This window comes from Rhizobium sp. 05N49 (assembly GCF_056396805.1).
The window spans coordinates 127,309-149,358 of record NZ_JBFTME010000012.1; the positions used below are offsets into that span (position 1 = coordinate 127,309).

General features: G+C 58.7%; 19 protein-coding genes. 11 read left to right on the top strand and 8 right to left on the bottom strand.

Annotated features, from left to right (window positions below):
• Window positions 1-420: 420 nt before the first annotated feature.
• The 10 genes from AC1DF8_RS23180 (at window position 421) to AC1DF8_RS23225 (ending at window position 11,616) form a co-directional block, all read left to right on the top strand.
• Window positions 421-993, top strand: coding sequence for a PE-PGRS family protein (locus AC1DF8_RS23180; protein WP_478155214.1), 573 nt, complete (start codon window positions 421-423; stop codon window positions 991-993).
• Window positions 994-1,097: 104 nt separating this feature from the next.
• Complete coding sequence (locus AC1DF8_RS23185; RefSeq protein ID WP_183850256.1) at window positions 1,098-2,813, top strand: type I secretion system permease/ATPase; 1,716 nt, start codon at window positions 1,098-1,100, stop codon at window positions 2,811-2,813.
• A 14-nt stretch (window positions 2,814-2,827) separates the two neighbouring features.
• Window positions 2,828-4,273 carry an HlyD family type I secretion periplasmic adaptor subunit gene (locus tag AC1DF8_RS23190; RefSeq protein WP_113146465.1) on the top strand — a complete coding sequence of 482 codons (1,446 nt, stop codon included), beginning with the start codon at window positions 2,828-2,830 and terminating at the stop codon, window positions 4,271-4,273.
• Window positions 4,274-4,279: 6 nt separating this feature from the next.
• Complete coding sequence (locus AC1DF8_RS23195; RefSeq protein ID WP_112545414.1) at window positions 4,280-4,552, top strand: transposase; 273 nt, start codon at window positions 4,280-4,282, stop codon at window positions 4,550-4,552.
• A 403-nt stretch (window positions 4,553-4,955) separates the two neighbouring features.
• Window positions 4,956-6,608 (top strand): putative bifunctional diguanylate cyclase/phosphodiesterase, encoded by a 1,653-nt coding sequence (locus tag AC1DF8_RS23200; RefSeq protein ID WP_478155216.1) that lies wholly within the window; start codon window positions 4,956-4,958, stop codon window positions 6,606-6,608.
• Window positions 6,609-6,670: 62 nt separating this feature from the next.
• Window positions 6,671-7,183 carry a hypothetical protein gene (locus tag AC1DF8_RS23205; protein ID WP_112970438.1) on the top strand — a complete coding sequence of 171 codons (513 nt, stop codon included), beginning with the start codon at window positions 6,671-6,673 and terminating at the stop codon, window positions 7,181-7,183.
• Complete coding sequence (locus AC1DF8_RS23210; protein ID WP_478155218.1) at window positions 7,180-8,349, top strand: methyltransferase domain-containing protein; 1,170 nt, start codon at window positions 7,180-7,182, stop codon at window positions 8,347-8,349. Before AC1DF8_RS23205 ends, AC1DF8_RS23210 begins: the two co-directional genes overlap by 4 nt.
• Window positions 8,346-10,706: a SpoIIE family protein phosphatase gene (locus tag AC1DF8_RS23215; RefSeq protein WP_478155219.1), complete on the top strand. Its 2,361-nt coding sequence runs from the start codon at window positions 8,346-8,348 to the stop codon at window positions 10,704-10,706. Before AC1DF8_RS23210 ends, AC1DF8_RS23215 begins: the two co-directional genes overlap by 4 nt.
• Window positions 10,707-10,709: 3 nt before the next feature.
• A complete protein-coding gene (locus tag AC1DF8_RS23220; RefSeq protein WP_112545417.1) occupies window positions 10,710-11,270 on the top strand; it encodes a slr1658 superfamily regulator in 561 nt (186 codons plus the stop codon).
• 7 nt (window positions 11,271-11,277) lie between these two features.
• Window positions 11,278-11,616 carry a slr1659 superfamily regulator gene (locus AC1DF8_RS23225; protein ID WP_112545418.1) on the top strand — a complete coding sequence of 113 codons (339 nt, stop codon included), beginning with the start codon at window positions 11,278-11,280 and terminating at the stop codon, window positions 11,614-11,616.
• A gap of 334 nt (window positions 11,617-11,950) precedes the next feature.
• On the opposite strand, the gene AC1DF8_RS23230 is transcribed toward AC1DF8_RS23225, so the two are convergent.
• Window positions 11,951-13,345, bottom strand: coding sequence for an FAD-dependent oxidoreductase (locus AC1DF8_RS23230; RefSeq protein ID WP_478155221.1), 1,395 nt, complete (start codon window positions 13,343-13,345; stop codon window positions 11,951-11,953).
• 91 nt (window positions 13,346-13,436) lie between these two features.
• Here AC1DF8_RS23230 and AC1DF8_RS23235 point away from each other — a divergent pair, with 91 nt between their 5' ends.
• Entirely contained in the window at window positions 13,437-14,537 is a 1,101-nt protein-coding gene (locus tag AC1DF8_RS23235) for an AraC family transcriptional regulator (protein ID WP_478155223.1), read from the top strand.
• A 118-nt stretch (window positions 14,538-14,655) separates the two neighbouring features.
• Here the strand turns inward: AC1DF8_RS23235 and AC1DF8_RS23240 are convergent, their stop codons facing one another.
• Genes AC1DF8_RS23240 through AC1DF8_RS23270 form a run of 7 tightly spaced genes read right to left on the bottom strand, consistent with a single transcriptional unit; the run spans window position 14,656 to window position 22,045 of the window.
• Window positions 14,656-15,540: an intradiol ring-cleavage dioxygenase gene (locus tag AC1DF8_RS23240; RefSeq protein ID WP_112970384.1), complete on the bottom strand. Its 885-nt coding sequence runs from the start codon at window positions 15,538-15,540 to the stop codon at window positions 14,656-14,658.
• A gap of 7 nt (window positions 15,541-15,547) precedes the next feature.
• Entirely contained in the window at window positions 15,548-17,302 is a 1,755-nt protein-coding gene (locus AC1DF8_RS23245) for an FAD-dependent oxidoreductase (protein WP_478155224.1), read from the bottom strand.
• Window positions 17,295-18,410, bottom strand: a complete 1,116-nt coding sequence (locus AC1DF8_RS23250; protein ID WP_478155226.1) for a branched-chain amino acid ABC transporter permease — start codon at window positions 18,408-18,410, stop codon at window positions 17,295-17,297. Before AC1DF8_RS23250 ends, AC1DF8_RS23245 begins: the two co-directional genes overlap by 8 nt.
• A gap of 9 nt (window positions 18,411-18,419) precedes the next feature.
• Window positions 18,420-19,283: a branched-chain amino acid ABC transporter permease gene (locus AC1DF8_RS23255; protein ID WP_478155228.1), complete on the bottom strand. Its 864-nt coding sequence runs from the start codon at window positions 19,281-19,283 to the stop codon at window positions 18,420-18,422.
• Window positions 19,270-19,992, bottom strand: coding sequence for an ABC transporter ATP-binding protein (locus AC1DF8_RS23260; RefSeq protein WP_478155230.1), 723 nt, complete (start codon window positions 19,990-19,992; stop codon window positions 19,270-19,272). The genes AC1DF8_RS23255 and AC1DF8_RS23260 overlap by 14 nt, the downstream gene beginning before the upstream one ends.
• Window positions 19,992-20,711, bottom strand: a complete 720-nt coding sequence (locus tag AC1DF8_RS23265) for an ABC transporter ATP-binding protein (RefSeq protein WP_478155232.1) — start codon at window positions 20,709-20,711, stop codon at window positions 19,992-19,994. The genes AC1DF8_RS23260 and AC1DF8_RS23265 overlap by 1 nt, the downstream gene beginning before the upstream one ends.
• A gap of 53 nt (window positions 20,712-20,764) precedes the next feature.
• Window positions 20,765-22,045, bottom strand: a complete 1,281-nt coding sequence (locus tag AC1DF8_RS23270; RefSeq protein ID WP_478155234.1) for an ABC transporter substrate-binding protein — start codon at window positions 22,043-22,045, stop codon at window positions 20,765-20,767.
• Window positions 22,046-22,050 lie beyond the last annotated feature (5 nt).

Here is a 22,050-nt window from a genome sequence, read left to right on the forward strand (position 1 = left end):
GCCAGCGTCAGATCCGCCTTCCGGTTGGAGGCCCGGCATCCTGCACTCCGCTCGCGCCGCCGCTCATGAGAGTCTCTCAGCGCGGGAAAAGGGCGCATTTGCGGGGCGCAGCCTGATGAGAACCCTGCAACAGAGCCGGCTCCTTCTGATGGCCTGTGCCTCGAAAAGCGGGAGCACACAGACATGATCATAACAATACCATCTCCCGCCATGTGACCAAGTTCACACCAAATAACGTCGAGCAGAATCGAAGTATACATCCAAAAGAACGTCTCCGAATATCTAGATAGTTTAAAGTTTAAATCGCAGGCAATATTTGCACGCGGTTGTATTGGCTGGCGGTGGCTTCCTGAATACCCACACCGTAGGGAAAAGCCGTAGAAGGAACTCGGACGAAACGAAGTAGAAGGAGTGATATCAATGCCTATTCCACAATTGTCTGACACGATCTATCTCCACAACCCTGATGCGGGTGACGCAAATGCCGGCAACGGCGGCGATGGCATCAACCATGGCAATATCGACTACAACCCGGTTGCTTATGTAGATCCCGTTCAAACGGTCTACGGGGCAGATACCCATCTGCACAACGGCGATCACGTTTGGCAGGGGGCAGATTGGGACGCTGGCGGCGGTGGACCCGGCGGTTTCAGCCAGGCCCAGAACGGCTTCCTGGCATCGCTCACCAGCGGCGCCGGCGGCGCAGGGGGAGCGGCTACCTCCAACGGCAGCCAAGGAAACACGAGCGGCGGCGATACGGCTACGGTGAATGCGGCTACGACTGCAACACAGTATACCCAGCTCGTGGCCGATCAGCATGCCACCATCCTGGCAGGCGTCGGCGGCAACGGCGGCAACGGTAACAACGCTCTCGGCGGGGACATCTCGTCAGCAGTGGTTCACACAAATCCCGAAACGACGACGGTGAACAATGCTCTCGATCATTTCATAARCGCCTTCGGCCATATCGACGTCAGCCATCTCGGCTCGTGAACTCAATGCTCTGAGGGTCGCCGGCTTCGGCTGGCGACCCTCCTGTATTGCTGAACCGGCAAGCAGCCTCTTCGTGTCAGTATCAAATGCAGCGAGATCTGATAATGGCAACGATTTCCATAAAACCATTGCGCCCGCAGACCCACCTCGTTGTTGCGCTCCGAGCTTGCGCCGGCGCCTTCGGGTTGGTCTTCCTCTATAGCTGCGGATACAATCTCTTTCTTCTTGCGCCTTCCATCTATCTCTTGCAGATCTATGACAGGGTCTTGTCGAGCCGGAGCGCCGACACGCTGCTGATGCTGACCCTGATCATCGCCGTTGCGGTCCTGGTCGGGTCGATGCTGGATATCGTGCGCAGGGCAGCTCTTTCGCGCATCGGCAGCTGGCTGGACCATAGGCTGCGGCCCATGGTGCTCACCGCATCATTCGAATATGCCACTCTTGCCGATACGGGAGCCGCCACGGAGTGCTACCGGGATCTGGCCGCATTGCGCCAGTTTCTCGATTCACCGGCCAGTTCCCTCTTTTTTGACGTTCCCTGGGCGCCAGTATTCCTGCTGCTGCTCTTTCTCGTTCATCCGCTGCTCGGGACCATCGGTCTTCTGAGCGCAGTTGCACTTCTGCTGTTTGCGTTCCTGACGGAAGTGGCGACGAAAGAGCCGCTTACCCAGGCCAATTTTGCGCTTTCGAGCAGCTATATCCGATTTGCGACCGCCCTCAAGAACATCGAGGTGATCAGGGCGATGGGCATGCAGGATGGCGCTGCACAGATCGTCTATCGCGATGCAGAAATGGGAAGAAAGGCGCTGGACGTCGCGATGCATCGGACAGAAATCATTCTTGGTTTCTCCAAATCGATCCGCACGCTCGCGCAGATCCTCATGATGGGATCGGCGACATGGCTGGTGCTCGTAAACAGCGGCAGTCCCGGCATCATCTTCGTTGCGAGCCTGCTGCTCGGGCGCGGGCTCGCACCAATCGAGGGCGCAATCGGGGCATGGCGCTCCTTCACGTTTGCGCGCAATGCCTTCAATCGCTTGAACAGAATGCTGATAACAGTTGCGTCGGAACACGACGGGAGAATAGTGCCGGTTCCGGAGCCTAACGGCCTCGTTCTCGATAATGTCAGCTATGTCAGGCCATTCGCCGATCGACCGATATTGACCGGTATCACCCTGCGCCTGGCACCTGGCGATTGCGTAGCGCTGATCGGTCCGTCGGGATCGGGAAAATCAACGCTCGGTCGCGTCATAGCCGGCGTCGTGCCGGCCACGAGCGGATGTGTTCTTCTCGGCGGCGTGGATATCTCGACCCTGCGCCTTTGCGGGGGAACCCGCCATGTCGGATACCTGCCCCAAGACATCGAACTCTTCGGCGGAGCGATCAAGGATGTGATCGGCCGGCTGGACGGAGGAGATCCCGGCAAGGCGATCGACGCCGCAAAGCTGGTCGGATTGCACGAAGCTATCATGCGGCTTCCCCGGGGCTACGAGACCGATATCGGCGAAGGGGGAAACCTGCTCCTTCGGGCTCAGCGCCAACAGCTGGGACTGGCGCGCGCAGCCTATGGAAATCCATCTCTCATCATTCTCGACGATCCGAATTCGAGCCTGGATTATGAAGGCGAACGCATGCTGTTCACGGCGATCGAGCGCATGAAATCCCGGGGGATGACCGTCATCATCATAACGCACCGGATGGGGATCCTGCCGGTTACCAACAAGATTGCCATCATGCGCAACGGGACGGTGGCGGCCTTCGGCGACAGCGACCGTATCTACGATACCTATCTTCAGCCACCATCTCGAACAGGAACATAGGGAAGGATGCCGCCGTGACCTTTGTTCAGTTGGACGCAGCGCTGGCGAGATTTTCAGACCTGTCGAAGACGGGTTTGCGGTTGGCTCACCGATCGACAGCGCCAGCCAGACGACAGGCAGGCTCTTTCCCGGTCATCGATCCGAAACAGCGCGGGCCCGCGCCGCCCTCGCCCATGCCCGGGCTCAGAGGCGTTGTCTGGACGGGCAACCTTTTGATCCTGGTCTTCATCGTCGGATTGGGTATCTGGTCGGTTCTGGCGCCGCTGAAAAGTGCTGCGGTCGCATCGGGGGTTATCGAACCGGAAACCAGCCGCAAGACCATTCAGCATTTGGAAGGCGGGATCGTGCGTCGGATCCTCGTGAAAAACGGCGATGCGGTCATGGGCGGGCAGATCGTGATAGAGCTCGACGACACCAAGTTCCGCTCGGAGCGCGACAGCATTCAAGGGCAGCTCTGGGACGCCGAAGGAAGCCGTGCGCGCCTTCTCGCGGAGCAGACGGGGGCCGACCATGTCACCTATCCCGGGGATCTCAGGGCAGCAATGGAGAGATATCCCTCGGTCGGCGCGATCCTGACCGGGCAGCAGAAAATCTTCGAAGCCCGCCGCCGGGTCATGCAGGCGGAAATCCAGATCGCCAATGAAAAGATCGCGCAGGTGCGGCAGGAAATCGCCGGACTTGGCGCGCAGAAGGCGGCGCTGGCCGGCAGAACCGCAATCTCGAGCGAGGAGATGGATCAGGTTACGACCCTCAACGCCAAGGGGCTGGAAAAAAAGAGCAGGCTTCTCAACCTCCAGCGGGAAAAGGCAGATCTCGATGGCCAGGAGGGGCAGGTCGAGGCGCAGATCTCTCGCGCATACCAGGTGATCAGCGAGTCCCAGGCCGATATCGCAAAGCTTGAGAGCGACCGGTTGAGCGAAGTCGCCCAGGGCATGCGCGATACGGAAAGCCGGATCATGCAATTGCGCGAGCGCTTGCGGGCGATCGACGACCAGCTTGCAAGAACAGATATCCGGGCTCCAGAAGATGGAACGATCATGAACCTGCGCATCCACACGGCCGGTGGCGTGGTCGGCGCGGGCGAACCGCTCGTCGATCTCCTGCCGCGCTCCGATCGCCTCATCGTGTCCGTCCACGTCAGACCGGAAGACATGAACCTCGTCCGTGCAGGGCTCGAGGCACAGGTTCACCTCCTTCCCTACAATCAGCGGCGCGTCCCGCTCCTGAAAGGTCGTGTCGAATATGTATCGGCCGACCGTCTCATCGATCAGCAGAGCGGCCAGCCCTATTTTGCCGCAACGATCCGTGTAACGGACGAGCGGCTGGCGAAAATGAGAAATGTCGAACTGGTCGCCGGCATGCCCGCACAGACACTGATAGAAACGGGCCAAAGCAGCGTGGCGCTCTATGCCGTCAGACCACTCCTCGACAGTTTCAACAGAGCATTTCGCGAGGACTGACCGGTGATGGGCAAGAGAAAATTCGATGACGACCAGATTACGGGCATTCTGAAGGAACACCAGGCCGGGGTTACGGTAGCGGATGTCTGCCACAGGTATGGTATCAGCGAGCCGACCTTCTATCGGTGGCAGTCCCTGCAATTCGGTAATGTCAGTCTCTACGCCAAAAAAATGCGAGCGCTGGAGGAAGAGAACCAGAAGCTCAAGAAGCTTTTGGCGGAAGCCATGCTCTCGGCAGCAACGCTGAGCGAGATGCTGGCCAAGACCTCGAGAAGTTGAAGTTAACTTCTAGACAGAGGCCTTGCTTGCCCTATTGGTGCGGTCCAAGATCCCGCTTGCCAGCCGATCTATGCTAGCGGAAATCCCGTTTCAATCTCCTCCTCGGGACGGCGGCGGACCAGAACGAGACCACTACATCCCCTTTCCTACGGCTCAGCGTCGATGACGCCACTCCATATTCTGAGACTACGCACTTAGCTCTCTCGCACAGCTACACTTTTAGATATATATTGAGGACGGCACGGCGATTGACACGCCTGCCGAAGGTTGTGTTGCTCGCGTGGAAGGAGATTTGAACATTTTTAATCATCGCTACCTAAATTAGAAAATTCATACATATATTGTGGCGGCGTTCAGTTGCGGTGATCGTTCTCAGGGAAATTCGACCATGGAGAGCTCAGACATGCGTAAAGCTCGTGCCGCAGGCACGGCTCCTGAAAATAGACAGGAACATGCCTCGAGTCCGATCGATAGGCTTTTGTTCTTTGACAGCGATTTCAATCCGATTGGAAATTTGCCGGGCGATGAACTGCCCGCCGCGCTTACACCCGCGATGTCGCTGTGGGAGCATTTTCCGGAGCTGGACAAATCGGCAACCACTCTGGCACTCCAGTCAATGGGCGAAGGTGTCCAGTCCCTGCGATTATCGGTCAATGTCAGCAAACCTGGTTCGCAACGACTGACCATCTTTCAGATCGGCAATATGTATGCCGTTGTTCGATCCGGCGATCGCCTTGATGACGAACGGGCAACCCTACTGCATCTGGCCACCCATGATCCGTTGACGGGCCTGCCCAATCGACGCCAGTTTGGCGAGGATCTCGCAACGTCGTTGACGGAAATAATTGCCTCCGGCGAGACCTTGTCTCTGATGCAGCTTGACCTCGACGACTTCAAGCCCGTGAACGACACGCTGGGGCATCCGGCCGGGGACAAGCTTCTTCAACTTGCTGCCAGCCGTATTCAAGGATGCCTTGCGGAAGACGACAGGGCCTATCGCCTCGCGGGTGACGAATTCATGGTCATCTCCATGGGCCCGGGACATCCGCTCAAGGGTCACCAACTGGCGGAAGCCATTGTTTCGGAATTTCAAAAACCCTTCACTATCGATGGCATCGCGGTGTTTGTCGGTAGCAGCGTTGGTGTCTCGACCGCCCCACCGGATGGCGCCAGTCCCGAGCAACTTATGAAGGCATCCGACGTCGCACTCTACGCGGCGAAGAAAGAAGGTCGCGGTCGCGCAAAATCGTTTGATCCTTCAATGCTTGAATTGCTGGAGCAGCGCGAACTGCTGCGCCGCAGCCTTCGAATGGCCTTGGCAAAACACCAATTCTCGATGGAATACCAACCGATCGTGGAGGCCAGTACCATCGTCGGTTTCGAAGCGCTTCTGAGGTGGCACCACCCCTTGCTCGGAAGTATTCCTCCAAGCACCTTCATTCCGATGGCCGAAGCAGATGGCTTGATGCCGGAAATAGGTGCATGGGTTTTGGAACAGGCCTGCCGGGAAGCGATGAACTGGCCTCAGAACTACATCGTCGCCGTCAATGTATCGGCGGCTGAATTCCTGACAAATGGCCTTACCGATCGGATTTCTCAAACGCTGGATCTTGTCGGATTTCCGTCGGATCGCCTTGAGCTCGAAATAACCGAAAGCGTTCTGCTCGAGCGAACCGTCAACAACATCGACACCCTCAATACTCTCAATGTGCTCGGCATCAGAATCGCCCTCGACGACTTCGGGACAGAGTATTCATCCCTCAGTTATCTAAAGACCTTCCCTTTCGACACGATAAAGATCGATCGGTATTTCATTACGGATCTCGAGAGCGATTTCAAAAGCCAGGCAATCGTCCGCTGTGTCGTTGAGCTTGCTCATGGCCTCCACATGCGCGTGACCGCCGAGGGGGTTGAGACGGAACAGCAGGCGGAATGGTTGCGCAAAGCGGGATGCGACAGGCTGCAAGGCTATTTGGTCAGCAGACCGCTGCCAATCGCGGCGATCAGCGAATTTATCCATCGGACGACAACATCTCAAAGCCGCGCAACATCGTGAGTGCGAGCGTTGCAGCGCGTTTCAAGGACGGCAAGCGCCATCCAGGTACAACGGAGGATGTATTGGAAGAGATAGCATCAAGCATCGATCACCATCCATTCGCCCTCATGCTGTCGCTGGAAATGGACGTCGCGCTGGTGAAATCCGAATGGAGATTTTGCGACAGAATTACCGAATATCTCTCTGATATCCTTGGCCAGGGCCAGAGCGATCCCGCCCGATATTCGAATTTTCTTTCGGTCGCGGCGAACGAACTTGTTGAGCTTGCTTTCCGCTGGTCGGGTCAATCAGGTTTGATGAGTTTCAGCCTCCATCGAAACGCAACGACAAATCGCCTGACAATTGAACTCCCGTATCAGGATATGTCCGGTGGCCGTCACACAGAGACGAGATTGATCGAGGCCCGGCCTGACCTCGTCGTTGAAGCAGGAGACGGCAAGGTGTCCACGGCCGGCACGACGGCGCTGCTAGAAGATTTGGCTACAATATTTCGCACAGCGATCCGGATCGAGACGGACGGTGTGCGGAGCACGAAGATCGTCGCGGATTTTCCCTTGGCCGAGGATTTTCGATGAACCACGCAGCACCCTTCTCGGTTCTTTTTGATCCGACAAACCAGGAGGTGGTCCTGTCCGGCAAGATACGGCCAGAACGTGCTGCAGAAATTGCCGATGCCCTGTCGCTGGTGCAGCAAAGTCTGGAGAGGTACAGCGGGGTCGTCTACCTCAATGTCAAACGTCTGACGCATATCAATATGACCGCCTTTTCGGCCCTGGCAGATATCCTTGCGGAAAGCTGCCGGACGAGGCCGGAGCGGAAAATCGTCATTGTAACCTCAAGCGTGATGGAATGGTCGACCCCGGTTTTTGAAAAGCTGGCAAAACACCACCCCAACTTGACAGTGGCGGTTTATGACTCGGCATTTTATCCGGGTCAGAGCTTCGTGGAGGACGAGGGGTTCATTCCCATTCTCCGTACTCAGACCAAAATGACATGGAGGCATGAGAAGGAACTATTGCCTCGTCACGGTCTGCGTAGCGGTCTCGCTGTTGCGGACATCTGCTGCGGGATTGGTGATTTCGCAGCCTTGGTTCAACGGGAATTCAAGCCGTCCCGCCTTGTTGCGCTCGATCACTCGGTGCGCAGCCTGGAATACGCCCGGAGAGTGGCTGCGGACTTCGATTTGAAAGAAATCGAATACACTTATGGCGACGCGTCCCAGATGCTGCTTCGGGACAATCAATTCGACTTTGTGACGTGCCGGCATTCCCTCCAGATTTTCGATCGTCCGGAGATGCTGCTGCGCGAGCTCTATCGCATCTGCAAGCCCGGCGGTCGCGTCTATATTACCAACGAGAAAAACTCTCATTGCCTGGGTGAGCCGCATGCGGAAACGATCAGGTGGACATATGAAGAAGTCGCCAAATTGTTCAGCTACTTCGACATGGATGTCGAGATGGGGCCGAAAAGCCGCCACCTGCTTGCCGACGCCGGCTTTGAYGCGATCAAGGTCGATGCTTTTATGGTAACGAACCTCGACGGCGATCCCCAGGACTTCGCCGACATCATCGAAGCCTGGGAAAACGTCTATGCAGGCCAGATGGCTGTCCGGCGGGGGGATACGCCGGAGTTCATTCGCAGGTTCAGGCAGGGGTTTAAAGACCACGTTTTCGCGGCCCTTCATCCGAAGGGCTATGCGGGCTGGCCGATCTGGGCGGCGTCAGGCCGAAAGCCAGCATGATGGGCGGAAGATTTTCGAAAAGACCGATAAAGCTGGGCTCGTTCCGCGCAAAGTTCATATTGRTCGTCGGCGGAGCAGTCCTGTTCGATCTGCTGGTGAGCGGAGGATTGGCACTCTGGAATGTGCAACGGCTGTCACGCGACGCAACGCTGGAGGTCGGGCAAGGCCTCGAGGCAGCAAGCCAGGAATATATCGTGACATATGCCGACTCCACCGCCGCCCAGGTCAGCTTGTTGTTTCGGCAGGTCCACAGCGATGTTGGCGAGCTGGCTGGCGTGCTTCAGGCACAAATCGACGATCCGCAGCGCAATTCCGACGTCGGCGCGGCAATCGCCCGAACCTCTCCCGGCGCCGTGAACCTCGCTTATGACCAGAAGGGCAACTGGTCTCAAAACGCTCCGGGCTCGGTCTCCGTTGTGAGTGTCTGGGGCTACCTGCTGAGGCCCGACCACAGTCCCAGACCTGATGTCGAAGCCGACATCCAGACGAGTGCGGTTCTCGACATCGTAGCGCCGAGTTTGCTGCAGCACGGTTCTTCCAAGCTCCAGATGTATTACATTGGCCCGAAGGAAAGGCCGATTTTCAGAACCGCACCATATACGGACCAAGCCCAGACTTTCGATCGTCTCTATCCCGGTCACAACAATGAAAATTTCTGGCACTTCTTTTTTCCCGGGCTCTACGAGTCTTGGCAGGGCTGGGCCGCCAATATGAATTCGCGGCCGGTCGCAGAGGATATCACGCAGACAGCGCCATATACCGATGCGATTACCGGGAAGCTCATCGTGAGTTTCTTTCATCCCCTATGGACAGCCGACAGGAAGGACGTCGCCGGCGCCGCTGGCGCGGACATCACGCTCGACCAACTCGCGCAGACCGTTGAAAACGTTAAAGTGGCCCAATCCGGGTTTGGTCTTCTCGCAATGTCCGACGGAAACGTCGTCGCGATCAACCATACAGGCGAGGAAACTCTAGGCCTGCGATCCGCGAGCGATGCGAGCGGAACAGGCGTGACTGGGCTGGAGCGGTCATTGAAGGGAAGTTCACAGCCCGAAATTGCGAAAATGGCCCTGGACCGCGAACAGGGCATTCAGCACCTGTTGTTGGAACGAAACGGGCAAAAAGTTCCCTACATCGTGATCGTGAAGAAACTCCCTGCGACCAATCTCTGGTCCAGCGGCCCGGTCCGCCAAGAAGCGATGTCCCTCGTCCTGGTCGTCCCCGAGCGGGAAATCGACGCTTCCCTGTATGCGGCGCAAGCCAAGATTTCCGAGGCCACGAACCGCATCGTGCTTTATCAGATCCTGGCAATCGCGATGTCGCTGGCGATCGTCACCATCGCGGTGCTTGCAGCATCAAAGCGAATAACGAGCGGTATCAGTGCTCTCGCCGATGCCGCAAGAAGGATCCAGACGAAGGATTACTCGGTACGGGTTGCCATCGCCAGCAGAGACGAGGTTGGCGAGGCCGGGGAAGCATTCAACAGGATGGCCGAAGAGATCAGCTTTCACACTGAAAATCTCGAGCAACTCGTCGAGGAGCGAACGGCGCAGATCGAGGATGCAAAGGAAGAGATTTCCACGTTGAACGCTCAGCTTCAGCGAGAAAATCGACGGCTTGGGACGGAACTGGCCGTCGCCGAGAGAATCCAGCTGATGGTGCTGCCGTTGCATCAGGAGCTCGACGAAGTGCAGGCGCTGGAAATAGCGGCATATATGAGACCCGCCGAGGAGGTCGGTGGCGACTATTACGATGTTTTGAAAAGCGGCCATCGCCTGAAAATCGGCATTGGCGACGTCRCCGGGCACGGGCTCGAAAGCGGAGTCTTGATGTTGATGGTTCAGTCGGTCGCTCGCGCGCTGCAGGAGGCAGGCAATGCCGATGCAGTCAAATTTCTCACCGACCTTAATAGTGCGCTCTTCAAGAATATCGTGAGAACCAAGATCGACAAGCACCTCACTTTGGCGTTCCTTGATTACGATGGAAAAGAAATGATCCTGTCCGGCCAGCACGAAGAGGTGATCGTTATACGGACGAACGGTGAGATCGAGCGTATTGATACGATGGATCTGGGAATACCGATCGGGCTGCAGGCCGACATTTCCGAGTTCATCAAGACGCGCAGGATAACGTTCGAGAAGGGCGACCTCATTCTTCTCCACACAGACGGCGTGACGGAGGCCGAGAACGATGCTGGAGAACTGTTTGGCATTGAACGTCTGTGCCACGAGGCACTTCGCGTCAAGAACGAAAGTGCCGACAAAGTCGTCTCCGGAATCGTGGCGGCATTAATGCACTTTATCGGGTCACATAAGATCCATGACGACATCACACTTCTCGCAGTACGACACAGGTGATGCATGACACCGACGTTATATGGGATCGAAACTCTTGCAGGTGAGAACCTGGATGCAAGCACGCGTCTGACCTTGCACGACGGACCGCTTCAACTCGGGTGGAAACATTCGGGCATGACTTCGGACTTTATCGCAGAAGTTATGGCGCTGCCCTATTCCCACTCGAAGAGAGACTACACGCAAGCCCATCACGACATCGGCTATCTCAGCAACGAGCTGATCGAAAATGCCGTAAAATTTCGACGGCCAGGAGAAATCCTCATCGAAGCCGGAATATCCGACGGATGCTTTTTCATGAGGATAACGAACAACATCGATGGCGCATCGTCATCTCGTCTGCAGCAACTGCTGCACCGACTTCGCTCGACGGAACCTGGGGAACTCCTTCTGGAACGAATCGAAAGCAATGCCATATCCGAAGGGAGTGGCTCCGGTTTGGGTTTGCTCACCCTCTTAAGCGATTATGATGCAAAAATGGCGTGGGCATTCGAAGAGGCCGACGAGGACGAATTCAAACTGACGACGACAGCCTTGGTGGCTTTACCGCCCTCCTCCAATCTGTGAGCGAAAAATGGAAATCAGGGACGAAAACTTCCGTGTATGGGCTGAAAACAACGAAGTATATCTAGATGGTGTATTTCGGCTGGCAGGACCCGACGCCTACGCGCCTATTCATTCGATGATACTGGGGCTGCTCCATGGAGGTCACAAACAGGTAATATTCAACTTGACTGGCCTCGAGTTCCTCAACTCTTCCGGCATAAACCTGCTTGCCAAACTGACAATCGAGGCCAGGAAAATGGACGAGCTTCAGCTTGTTGTGAAAGGCACCAACCAATATCCCTGGCAAGCAAAATCGCTTCCGAATTTGAAAAAGCTGCATCCACTGGTTGATTTGCGCCTGGCGTAAAGTTTGCTGCTATCGGCGGAAAGGCATGACGACAGAAAACGAGCGATAGGTGCGCAGCGCATCGACGGAAGGCTATTTGGTGAATACCTGGAAATGAATTTCGGGGTTTTGCTATCAGATCGTGAAGTGAACTTCTCCCAAGGCTGGGCACATATCTCAGATCCATCAAGCCAATCCAGTTTTCCTGCATACCCGCGCCTCGACGCGTGACCTCGTGATAAGCGCAAATGCATCGGCCCGAGGCTCACCCGACCGGTCGGACTGGCCGACCGGTGAGAGCGCAAGACCGATGATGGTGTGATGCATTCTCCTGCGCCAAGAACGCCCTGATCAACTATTTCAGCGAGCGAATTCCAGCAAAAAGCGGGCCGAGGCCTTCCGCTATCGTCAGGTGCACGATTACCGCTTCGCGAAGCTGAGTATAGGGCAGTCCGCCCATCATTGCCGTTTGAACCACGGCCATGACCTCTCCGGCTTCGGAGCCGATCATCGTAAAACCCAGGATGCGATCATCATTCGCGCCTACAAGAGCTTTCATGAAGCCTTGCGTCTCCTCGGTTGCTTCGGTGCGCAGCACATTTCCCATGGGCAGTGTCGCGACCCGATAGGCAATGCCCAGGCGCTGGGCTTCGCTTTCGCTCATGCCGACACGGGCAAGCGGAGGATCCGTAAACATCACATAGGGGATCTGGCGAGCGTCGGTGCGACGGTTGCCTCCCGCCATGTTGTCACGAACGATCCGGAAATCATCCACGGACACATGCGTAAACTGCGGACTGCCGGCGCACTCGCCGATCGCCCAGACGCCGTCTTTCGTAGCTTCCAGCCGTTCATTGACGCGAATGAATCCGCGAGTATCCAGTTCGACACCGGTCTTCTCAAGTCCGATGTCGGCCGTGTTTGGAACCCGACCGGCAGCCACCAGCAAGTCGCTGCCTTCGACGGTCCGGTTCCCGGCGTCGGTTTGAATTTCGACAACAACAGCATCCCCAGACAAGCCCCGCACCTGTGTCGGCCTGGCGCCCAGGACGACTTCGATACCTTCTGAGGCAAGTATGCGCTGTATCTCCTCGGCGACGTCGGCATCCTCCCGAGCCATCAACCGCTGCGATGGTTCGATAATGGTCACCCGGCTACCGAAGCGGCGGTATGCCTGCGCCATTTCAATACCCACATAGCCTCCTCCGAGCACGATCAGATGAGACGGCAGATAGTCGAGCTCGAGAGCCTCGATATGTGTCATTGCGCGCGCTGCCGGCAGGCCAGGGATATCCGGTATCGCAGCATGACTGCCGACATTCACCACCACCTGATTGCCGGAAAGCCTGCGCTGACCGCCATCGTTCAAGCTGACTTCGATGGTCTTCGGCCCGACGAACTTTCCCTCCCCCATGATGAGTTCGGCACCGCTTGCCTTATAGGCATCAAGGTGAAACGCGATCTCCCGATCGACCATCGCTTGCTTGCGCCGGCGGACGGCCGCCATATCGACGCTGACTGGTCCGGTCGCGGTACCGAATTCGGCCGCGTGCTGAACCAGATGAGCAACGCGTGCACTCCAGATCTCGTTTTTGCTGGGCAGACAGGCAACCGCCGGGCAGGAACCGCCGACCCACCTTCTTTCAACAACCGCAACTTTCTGACCGGAACGAGCCAGGTGCCAAGCGAGCAATTTACCGCCCTGGCCGCTGCCAAGGATCAGAGTGTCGAAATTCTCAATATCAGGCATGGGACTCTCCGTGAGCTGGCAGCAGCCGAGCGCTTCGAAGGCGATCTGCTTCTGCAATGACGATAGGAGCAGGTTATAATGGCGGCGTGATTTGATTAATGCCGATTTAGCTCATATTCATGCTCGATCAACTCATCTTGAAGGGATCGACATGTCACAAGGCATCGATTGGCTCAGTCGTCTGCTCGAAATGATGCCGGTCACCGGCAAGCTGGAGCTTCACTGCCTTTACGGTGCACCTTGGCGGGTTGCCTATGAACAAGGCCCCGTCCAGGACATCGTTTATCACGTGATATTGAGCGGCGAGGCATGGCTGAATGATAGTGACGGCAACAGAGAACAACGTCTCACGCCCGGCGACATTCTGCTGGTTCCCGCTGGAGCGCCTCACGTTCTGACAGATGGCAGCGGCGCCGAGCCGGGGAAGGCGACGCAGAGGCAAGGGCTGAATGTGGTGATCAGCGAGAATGCCGGCCAAGGCGAACGGCTGGACATGCTTTGTGGCCGCTTCGTGCTTGCCTCACCGCATGACCGACTGCTGGGGACTTACCTGCGTTCCCGGATGGTCGTACGGGGAACGTCTAACTCAGCGACGTCACCACAATCCGTGACGCGCCGACAGATGGAGGCCCTGGTGGCGCTCATGCGGGCCGAGGCGAACGTCGAGGGGATTGGCGGTCAGGCGATGCTGAATGCGTTTTCAGCAGCGCTGTTCACGCTGGCGCTCCGGCTGGCAAGTCAATCCCATGATGCACCACTCGGGCTGGTCGCCCTCGCAAGCCATGTCAGGCTCGCTCCTGCGATCAACGCGATATTCTTCGAACCCGCCCGCCCATGGACGCTTTCGAAACTGGCAAGCCTCTGCAACTTGTCTCGTGCAAGTTTGGCGCGCTACTTCCAGAGCAGTTTAGGCCGTTCCGCTACCGACCTTCTCCAGGACGTTCGCATCACGCTCGCTGCGAATGCGCTGCGGGTGCAGACGACATCGACCGCTGCAGCAGCCGATCTGGCCGGTTATCGATCTGAAGCTGCCTTCCAGCGCGCCTTCAAGCAGCATCTGGGATTGACCCCGGCCCAATGGCGCGCCTCGCGGATGGCCAAAGAGACGGCGGACACGGACGATGCATCCAGCGCCACCGCCCCTCAACGAGGCCGGCATAAACGGCTTCGGAATGCGTCGAAAGAAGCCTGAACTTTTCCAGCATGTTCCGTGGAATATCAGTCTCTCAGCGCCAACCGACAGCCGCGTGCCAGTGACGCCCTTTGCGACGACGAGACACCTTGGTCGAAGCGGCGACCATCTGTCCCGACTAAGACTTAACTGGCGCCAGCACGAAATCGTGCTCGACCTGCCAGAATTTCCCCTCGAAGCCGAGTTCCCTTGCGTGCGCGGGATCCTCAGTCAATCTGAAGTCGGCGAGAAGGCTCTCCTTGACGCCAAACACCGCGTCCGAACGGATATAGGGATCGTCGGGATCAAAGATGTGTGTGACGAGCGTCTCGAACCCTTCCGCCTTGATGATGTAATGCAGATGCGCCGGCCTGTAGGGGTGACGGCCGAGCGCGCCCAGCATCTGCCCAACCGGTCCGTCATCGGGAATCGGATAATATTTGGGCTTGACCGCGCGGAACCAGTAGCGCCCGTCCTCACCCGTTCGGAAGACGCCGCGCAGATTGAAATCCGGCTGAATGCCCTGCTGCTGCACGTCATAGAAACCTTCATCATTGGCCTGCCAGACATCGAGAACGGCGCCGGCGATCGGCTTGCCGTCGGTATCCAGTATGCGGCCGCTGATGACCATGTCCTCGCCCTTGTGGTCGAGGCAGATATTGGCGCCCATAGGCAATTCCGGCGCGTCGGCGACGTGGAACGGTCCGAGCACGGTGCTTTCCGAGGCGCCGGTGGGCTTGCGATTGTTGATCGCGTCGACCAGCATCGAAACACCGAGCACGTCCGACAACAGAATGAATTCCTGCCGCCAATCGGTGCACGTATGGCCGGTGCGCGTGAGGAAGAGGATCGCATCCATCCACTCCTCCTGCGTCGGCTCGAGTTCCTTCACCGCCTCATGGAGCTTGCGGGTGACGACCTCCATGATCTGCTTCAGCCGTTCGCTCTTTGCCCCCGCATTGCGGCTTATGACGACATCGACGGAATTCTCCTCGGTGAAATAACCGTTTTCTTCAGCACCCATAACGACCTCACCGATCCAGGATTGTTTTCAGCACGCGGCGCAGCTCTGCTTCCGGATCGGAGGCCGCTACATGTGAACGCCAAGCGACATGGTGGTCGGGACGAACGAACAGGGCGCCGGAATCGCTGATCTCGCGGGCGCGTGCCCAGTCTCCCGTCAGGTCCTGCCAAATCTGGCGGGGACCGATCTTGTGCACAGTGATCGGCACCGCGAATTCCTTTGAAAGCGCCTTTGCCGCGGAAATCCAGCCGTCGCCACCGATCCCGGTCAGGATCGTGAAGAGCCCGTGACCGGTGAGATCGAGACTGGAGACCTTTTCTCCCTGCGCCCCGAACAACCAGACATGCGGAAGCCGTGCACCTGGCCAGGTCGTCGGCTGGCTATGAAGTTCGGCATCCTTTTCGAAGGCGGGCTCCGCCTGCCCGTCCTTGACGACCGCCTTTGATGCATAGCGATGGTTCATTTCGACGCCATGAGCGTCAAATTCATAGACCTTATAGGCAATGGCATCGCGGATTGCCGCGCGCTGGTGTTCTGCAGCCTCGCCGTCATCACAACGTGCGTCCATGTTCTGCTGCATCTTGACGGGATCGACGGAATCCAGGAGGCCAAGCGCCTTGAAGATCGGACCGAATTCCTCGATCGACTTGTTGGCGCGAGTGACGATCTGTTTGGCGATCGGCGCGCGCTCGGCCTGATAGCTGTCGAGGAGGCCCATTCCGGCCTGTCCTCGGATCACCATGGCAAGCTTCCAGGCGAGGTTGAACCCATCCTGGATCGAGGTGTTGGAGCCCAAGCCATTCGATGGCGGATGACGGTGCACTGCGTCGCCCATGCAGAAGACCCGGCCGCTCGACAGGGTCGTCGCATACATGTTGTTGACCGTCCAGGTGGAGACCGACTTGATCTTTGGTTCAAGGTCGGGAACGCCGACCAGTTCACGCACAACCTTGGTTGCAAAGGCGTTGTCGACGGCAGGTGCCGGCTGGTTAATGTCATAGCCCCAGACGATCAACCACTCATTCCAGGGCCGCACCATGCGCACGAGGCCCATGCCGATACCGCCGACATCCGCGCCCGGCTGCAACACCCAGTAGAGCACCGAAGGACGATGGGCGACATAACGCGACAGATCAGCCTCGAAGAGGATATTCATGGAACCGGCAACGCCCATGCGGCCCTCGAAGGACAGGCCGGCATGTTCGGCGACCTTCGAATTGCCGCCGTCTGCGCCGACGAGGAATTTCGAGCGGATCGCCACTTCCTTGCCCGTCAGGCGGTCAAGGCAGGTCGTCGTGACTCCACCCGCGTCCTGGACGTGGCTCAAATATTCGGTCGACATGCGCGACTGGGCGCCGCGCGAGCAGGCCGTCTTGAAGAGCAGCGGCTCCATATAGGTCTGCGGCAGGTCGTTCATCCGCCCTGGCGAGGACAGGAGATGCTCGGCACGTGACAGTGGATGATTGCCCCAGCTCTGCATGCGGCCGATTTCCTCGCCGGCCACCGCCGTACAGAAGACGTTCTGGCCCATCAGGTCCTGTTCCGTCGCAAAGAGATATGCCTCATCTTCAACGTCCCGGCCGAGATCGCGCAGGACCTCCATCGTGCGCTGGTTGGTGATGTGCGCGCGTGGCGTATTGGCGAGCCAGCGATAGCGATTGATGATAAGCGGCTCCAGACCGTAGCTCGCAAGCAATGCGGCGGTCGCCGAACCCGCAGGCCCCGTGCCTATGATCAAGACGTCGGTGGTGATGTCAGCCATTCGGCCCTCCCTTTTCATTTGGTACAACAGGTCCGCCCCTGAGCAGGCGACGAACCGGAAAGAGTTCGAAGCCGGTACGGTCGGATATCAGCCCCCAGAGCCCCCGGGGTGCAAACAGCATGGTGACGACGGCGAGTGCTCCAAGTGCCAGAAGGTACCAGGAGCCGTAGGCCGAAAAGGCGTTCTGCAGGAAGAAGAAGACCAGCACGCCAAGGATCGGCCCTTCGATCGTGCCGATGCCGCCGATGACCGTGATGAAGATGACATAGGCCGTCCAGTCGGTCAGCGAGAAGGCGGCGTCGGGCGATATCCGCGCCTTCTGGAGATAGATGAGCGCGCCGATGATGCCGGTAATGAAGGCCGTGAGCAGATAGATCATCGTCTTCAACCGGCGTGCATCGACGCCCAGCGCGCGCGCAGCGGTCTCGTTGTCGCGTACCGCTGCAAGCCCGAGACCCTGGCGGCTGCGCAACAGCTTGTAGACAATCGCAATCGTCACGGCCGCTACGATCAGCGCAAGCCAGAAGGACAGGGCATCGGCTGCCGCGGCCGCGCGCATGCCAAACCAGTCTTCAAGCAGGGAAATGCCGAGCATGTCACGGGTCGCATCGCGCGGCAGCGATGTGCCGGTACCACCACCGAGCGCCTTCCATTGGGCAAGCAGCAGCCGCCCGACTTCGGCGATCACCCACGTTCCGATCGCAAAATAGGGACCATAGAGGCGAAAGGCGAAGAACGCGGTCGGCACGGCGATGAGCATGGCCGAAACGCCGGCAAGCGGAATGGCGAGTATCGGGTCGAGGCCGGCAAGAATGACAAGGCCGAAGAGAGCATAGGCGCCGCAACCGACAAAGAGCTGCTGACCGACCGAAATCAGCCCCGCATAACCGGCAAGCAGGTTCCAGCTCTGCGCCAGCGTCAGCATCGTCAGGATGAAGAACAGATCCTGCACTACGCCGCGCGACAGCAAAAGCGGTGCGACCGCAAGGGCGGCGAACGCAACCAGGCAGACGAATGAAAAGGCCCGGGACAGCCGTGTGCCTGTTTCGATCCGCCAGTCCTGATATGCCTGGCCATCGCTCGTCATCGTTTCCAAACCCGTGGTCATGGCGCGGCCTCAATCGACAGCGCGCGGAAAGAGGCCGCGCGGACGCAGGAGCAGGACGATCAGGAAGGCGAGATGCCCGGCAAGGATCTGCCATTCCGGATTGACGGCGGCGCCGATCGTCTGCGCCAGCCCGAGGATGATTCCGCCGGCAAGTGTGCCCCAGAGCGATCCGAGACCGCCGATGATCACCGCTTCGAAAGCATAGATCAGCCGCGCCGGCCCGGCTGTCGGATCGAAATTCGCCCGCATGCCGAGATAGAGTGCGGCGATGGTCACGATCATCATCGCCAGGCCCGTGGCGATGGCGAAGATCGAATTCGGGCGAATGCCCATCAGGCCGGCGGTGACCACATCATCCGACGTCGCGCGGAAGGCGCGCCCAAGGGCCGTGCGATAGATGAGCTGGTTCAAGGCGACAATGACCACGACTGCCGAGCCGAAGGTTAGGAGCGGCATCAGACCGGCATTGATGCTCCCCAGTTGCAGCGACGCCGTCTCCAGCGAGCCGGCGGAGATCCTTCTGCTGTCGGCCGTGAAGGCCTCCAGAAGGCCGTTCTGGATGACGATGGAGAGGCCAAAGGTCACGAGCAGTGGCGGCAGGACATCCTTGCCGAGCGTGCGGTTGAGAAGGTGGTATTGCAGCAGCCAGCCGATCGCAAACATCATGGGTGCGGCAATCAGCGCCGCGATGAATGGATCAAGGCCAAGCGACGAGACGAGCAGCAGGATCAAGAATGCTGCCAGCACGATGAGGTCGCCGTGGGCGAGATTGACAAGCCGCATGATCCCGAAGACAAGACTGAGGCCCGCCGCAAACAGCGCATAGAGCCCGCCAAGCAGTGCTCCCTGAAGAAGTGTATCAAGCCAGTTCATCGCTCTCCGCTCCAAAATAGGCTGCATGGATTTCGGCCCGGTCGAGATCGGCAGGGCGCCCGGTGAGTGTGATCCGTCCCTCCATCATGCAATAGACACGATCGGCGACCTTCAGGGCCTGGGCGATGTCCTGCTCGACGACGACGATCGCCATCCCGGATGCACGAATACGAGCGAAGGCGGCGTAGATGTCCTTGATGACGACAGGCGCCAGGCCGAGACTGAGCTCATCGCAGAGAAGGATTTCCGGGTTCGACATCAGGGCCCGGCCGATTGCCACCATCTGCTGTTGGCCGCCGGAAAGCGCTGTCGCCGGACTGCCGCGTCGCTCTTTCAGGACAGGAAACAGAGCGTAGACGCTTTCCAACGACCACGGTCCGGAGCGCTTGCAGCCATAGCCGCCGATCTGCAGGTTTTCTTCCACCGTCAGCGAAGCGAAGAGCTTGCGCCCTTCCGGCACGAGAGCGATGCCGCGACGCACGACATCAAAGGCAGGCACTGCACCGATCGCCTCGCCCCGATGCAGGACCATGTCCGCCCGGTTCGCAATCACGCCAGCGATCGAGCGCATCAGCGTCGACTTTCCCGCTCCGTTGGCGCCGATGACGGCAATCGTCTCACCGGCATCGAGATCAATGTCGATGCCGAAAATAGCCTGGAAGTCGCCGTAAAAAGCCGTCAGGCCGCGGATCTCAAGAAGGCTTGCCATCAGACCTCCATGCCGAGATAGATGGTGCGCACCTCGTCCGAAGCCATGATCGCCTCCGGCGCACCGATGCCGACGACCCGTCCGAAATTGAGGACCAGGATGCGCTCGGCAACCGCCGTCAGCGCATGCAGCACGTGCTCGATCCAGATGATGGTCATGCCGCGCTGATGAACGCGCCTGATCGTCGCGACCAGCTGCCGGCACTCCCCCTCCGTCAGGCCGCCAGCGATTTCGTCGAGGAGCAGAAGCTTCGGCTTGGTAGCAAGCGCGCGGGCGAGTTCCAGCCGTTTACGCTCCAAAAGGGTGAGCGATGCCGCCGGCCTGTTGGCTTTGGCAATCAGACCGGTCTCGACCAGAATATCGGCGCAGGAGCCTGCGACATCGGCTTCCCTCGCCCGGGTACCAAAAGCGCCTGCGACCAGAAGGTTTTCATAGACAGTCAGGCGCTCGAAAGGTTGCGGGATCTGGAAGGTGCGGCCCATGCCGGCAAGGCAGCGCTGCATCGGCGGCGCACGGGTAACGTCGCGGCCGTCGAAGCTGATGGCTCCGCCCGCAACGGACAGATTGCCGTTGATCAGATTGAAGAGCGTGGATTTGCCGGCGCCATTCGGTCCGATGACCCCGAGCGCCTCGCCAGGCTCGACCGAAAAGCTGATATCCTCTGCAACGACGAGCGCGCCGAAGGACTTCGAGACATCATTAAGTTCCAGGATGGGCATCGGTCAATCTCCGCGAGTATCCGCCCGGCCGCAGAGCCGGGCGGACGTGCGCCCTACGCAAGGGCTTCGAGCTTGCCGCCGAGCGGCACGTTGGGTGCAAGGCCATTTTCGACGACGACGAGATCGTAGCCGCCGCCCGATTTCAGCCGCCACTGACCGCCGACCAGCGGCGTCTTGGCGACGTTTTTCTGAGCGAAAGGCGGAAGCTTCTCATTGCCCCAGGCAATCGGTCCGACCAGCGTATCGAGCTTGGTTTCCCCGATCGCCTTCGCCACCGCATCACCATCGCTGACATCGCCGGCGCGCTTCATGACGTCGACGGCGAGTTCGAACAGGGCATGGGCAAAGCCGATCGGCTGCGTCCAGGGACGACCGGTGGATTTCGTAAAGGCGTCAGCAACGGCAGCCGTCGTCTCACCGGTCAGCGAGGATTTGAACGGATGGCTCGGTGTCCACCAGACTTCCGTCGACAGATTGTGGCCGGCATTGCCAAGCGCCTCGACGGTCTGCGGGAAAAGAAGCGCCTTGCCGATCGAGGCAATCTTCGGCTTCAGACCCTGCTGCTTGGCCTGGTTCCAGAAGGTGGTGAGGTCGGGCGGGATCATCACGCCTGTCAGGATTTCGGTTTGCGCCTGCTTGAAGGCGTTGATCTGTGCGGAGAAATCATCCGTCAGGTTCTGGTAGCGGCCGGTATCGGTCAAACCATAACCGAGCTTTTCGAGCACGGGCGGAAAGCCGACGACCTTGTCGCCCCAGGCATTGCCATCTCCGTCGTTCGGAAACAGCCCGCCGATCTTCTTGTTGGTTTCGATCTGGCCCCACATGCCGGTGAAGACGGCAATGATATCCTCCAGCCCCCAGAAGAAATGGTAGGCATAGTCGAAGGGCTTCCATGAGGCAGGGTCGCCCGGATTACCCTGCTGGCCGATAAACCAGGGCTGCCAGGGCGCGACCGTCGAAATGCAGGGCATGCCCTCGCCTTCGCAGGTCGTGGAAACCGGATTGGTCGTCTCCGGCGTTGAGGATACCAGCATGAGGTTGATCTGGTCGTCGACGATCAGTTCCTTGGCAACTTCGGCGGCGCGGTTGGGGTTGGACTGGCTGTCCTTGACCACGACTTCATAGCTGAGGCCGAGCCTCTTGGTCGTTGCCAGGAAGGAATCGATGACGAACTTGTCAGCTTCGCCGAAAGCGGCAAGCGGACCGGTCTGCGGACTGACGTAACCAAGTTTGATAGCTGCCGTCTGGCCGATTGCCGGCGCAGCCAGGCCGGACGCAGCAAGCGCGGCTCCGCCGGCGGCCGTCGTCTTCAGAAAATCGCGTCTCGTAAACATGTATC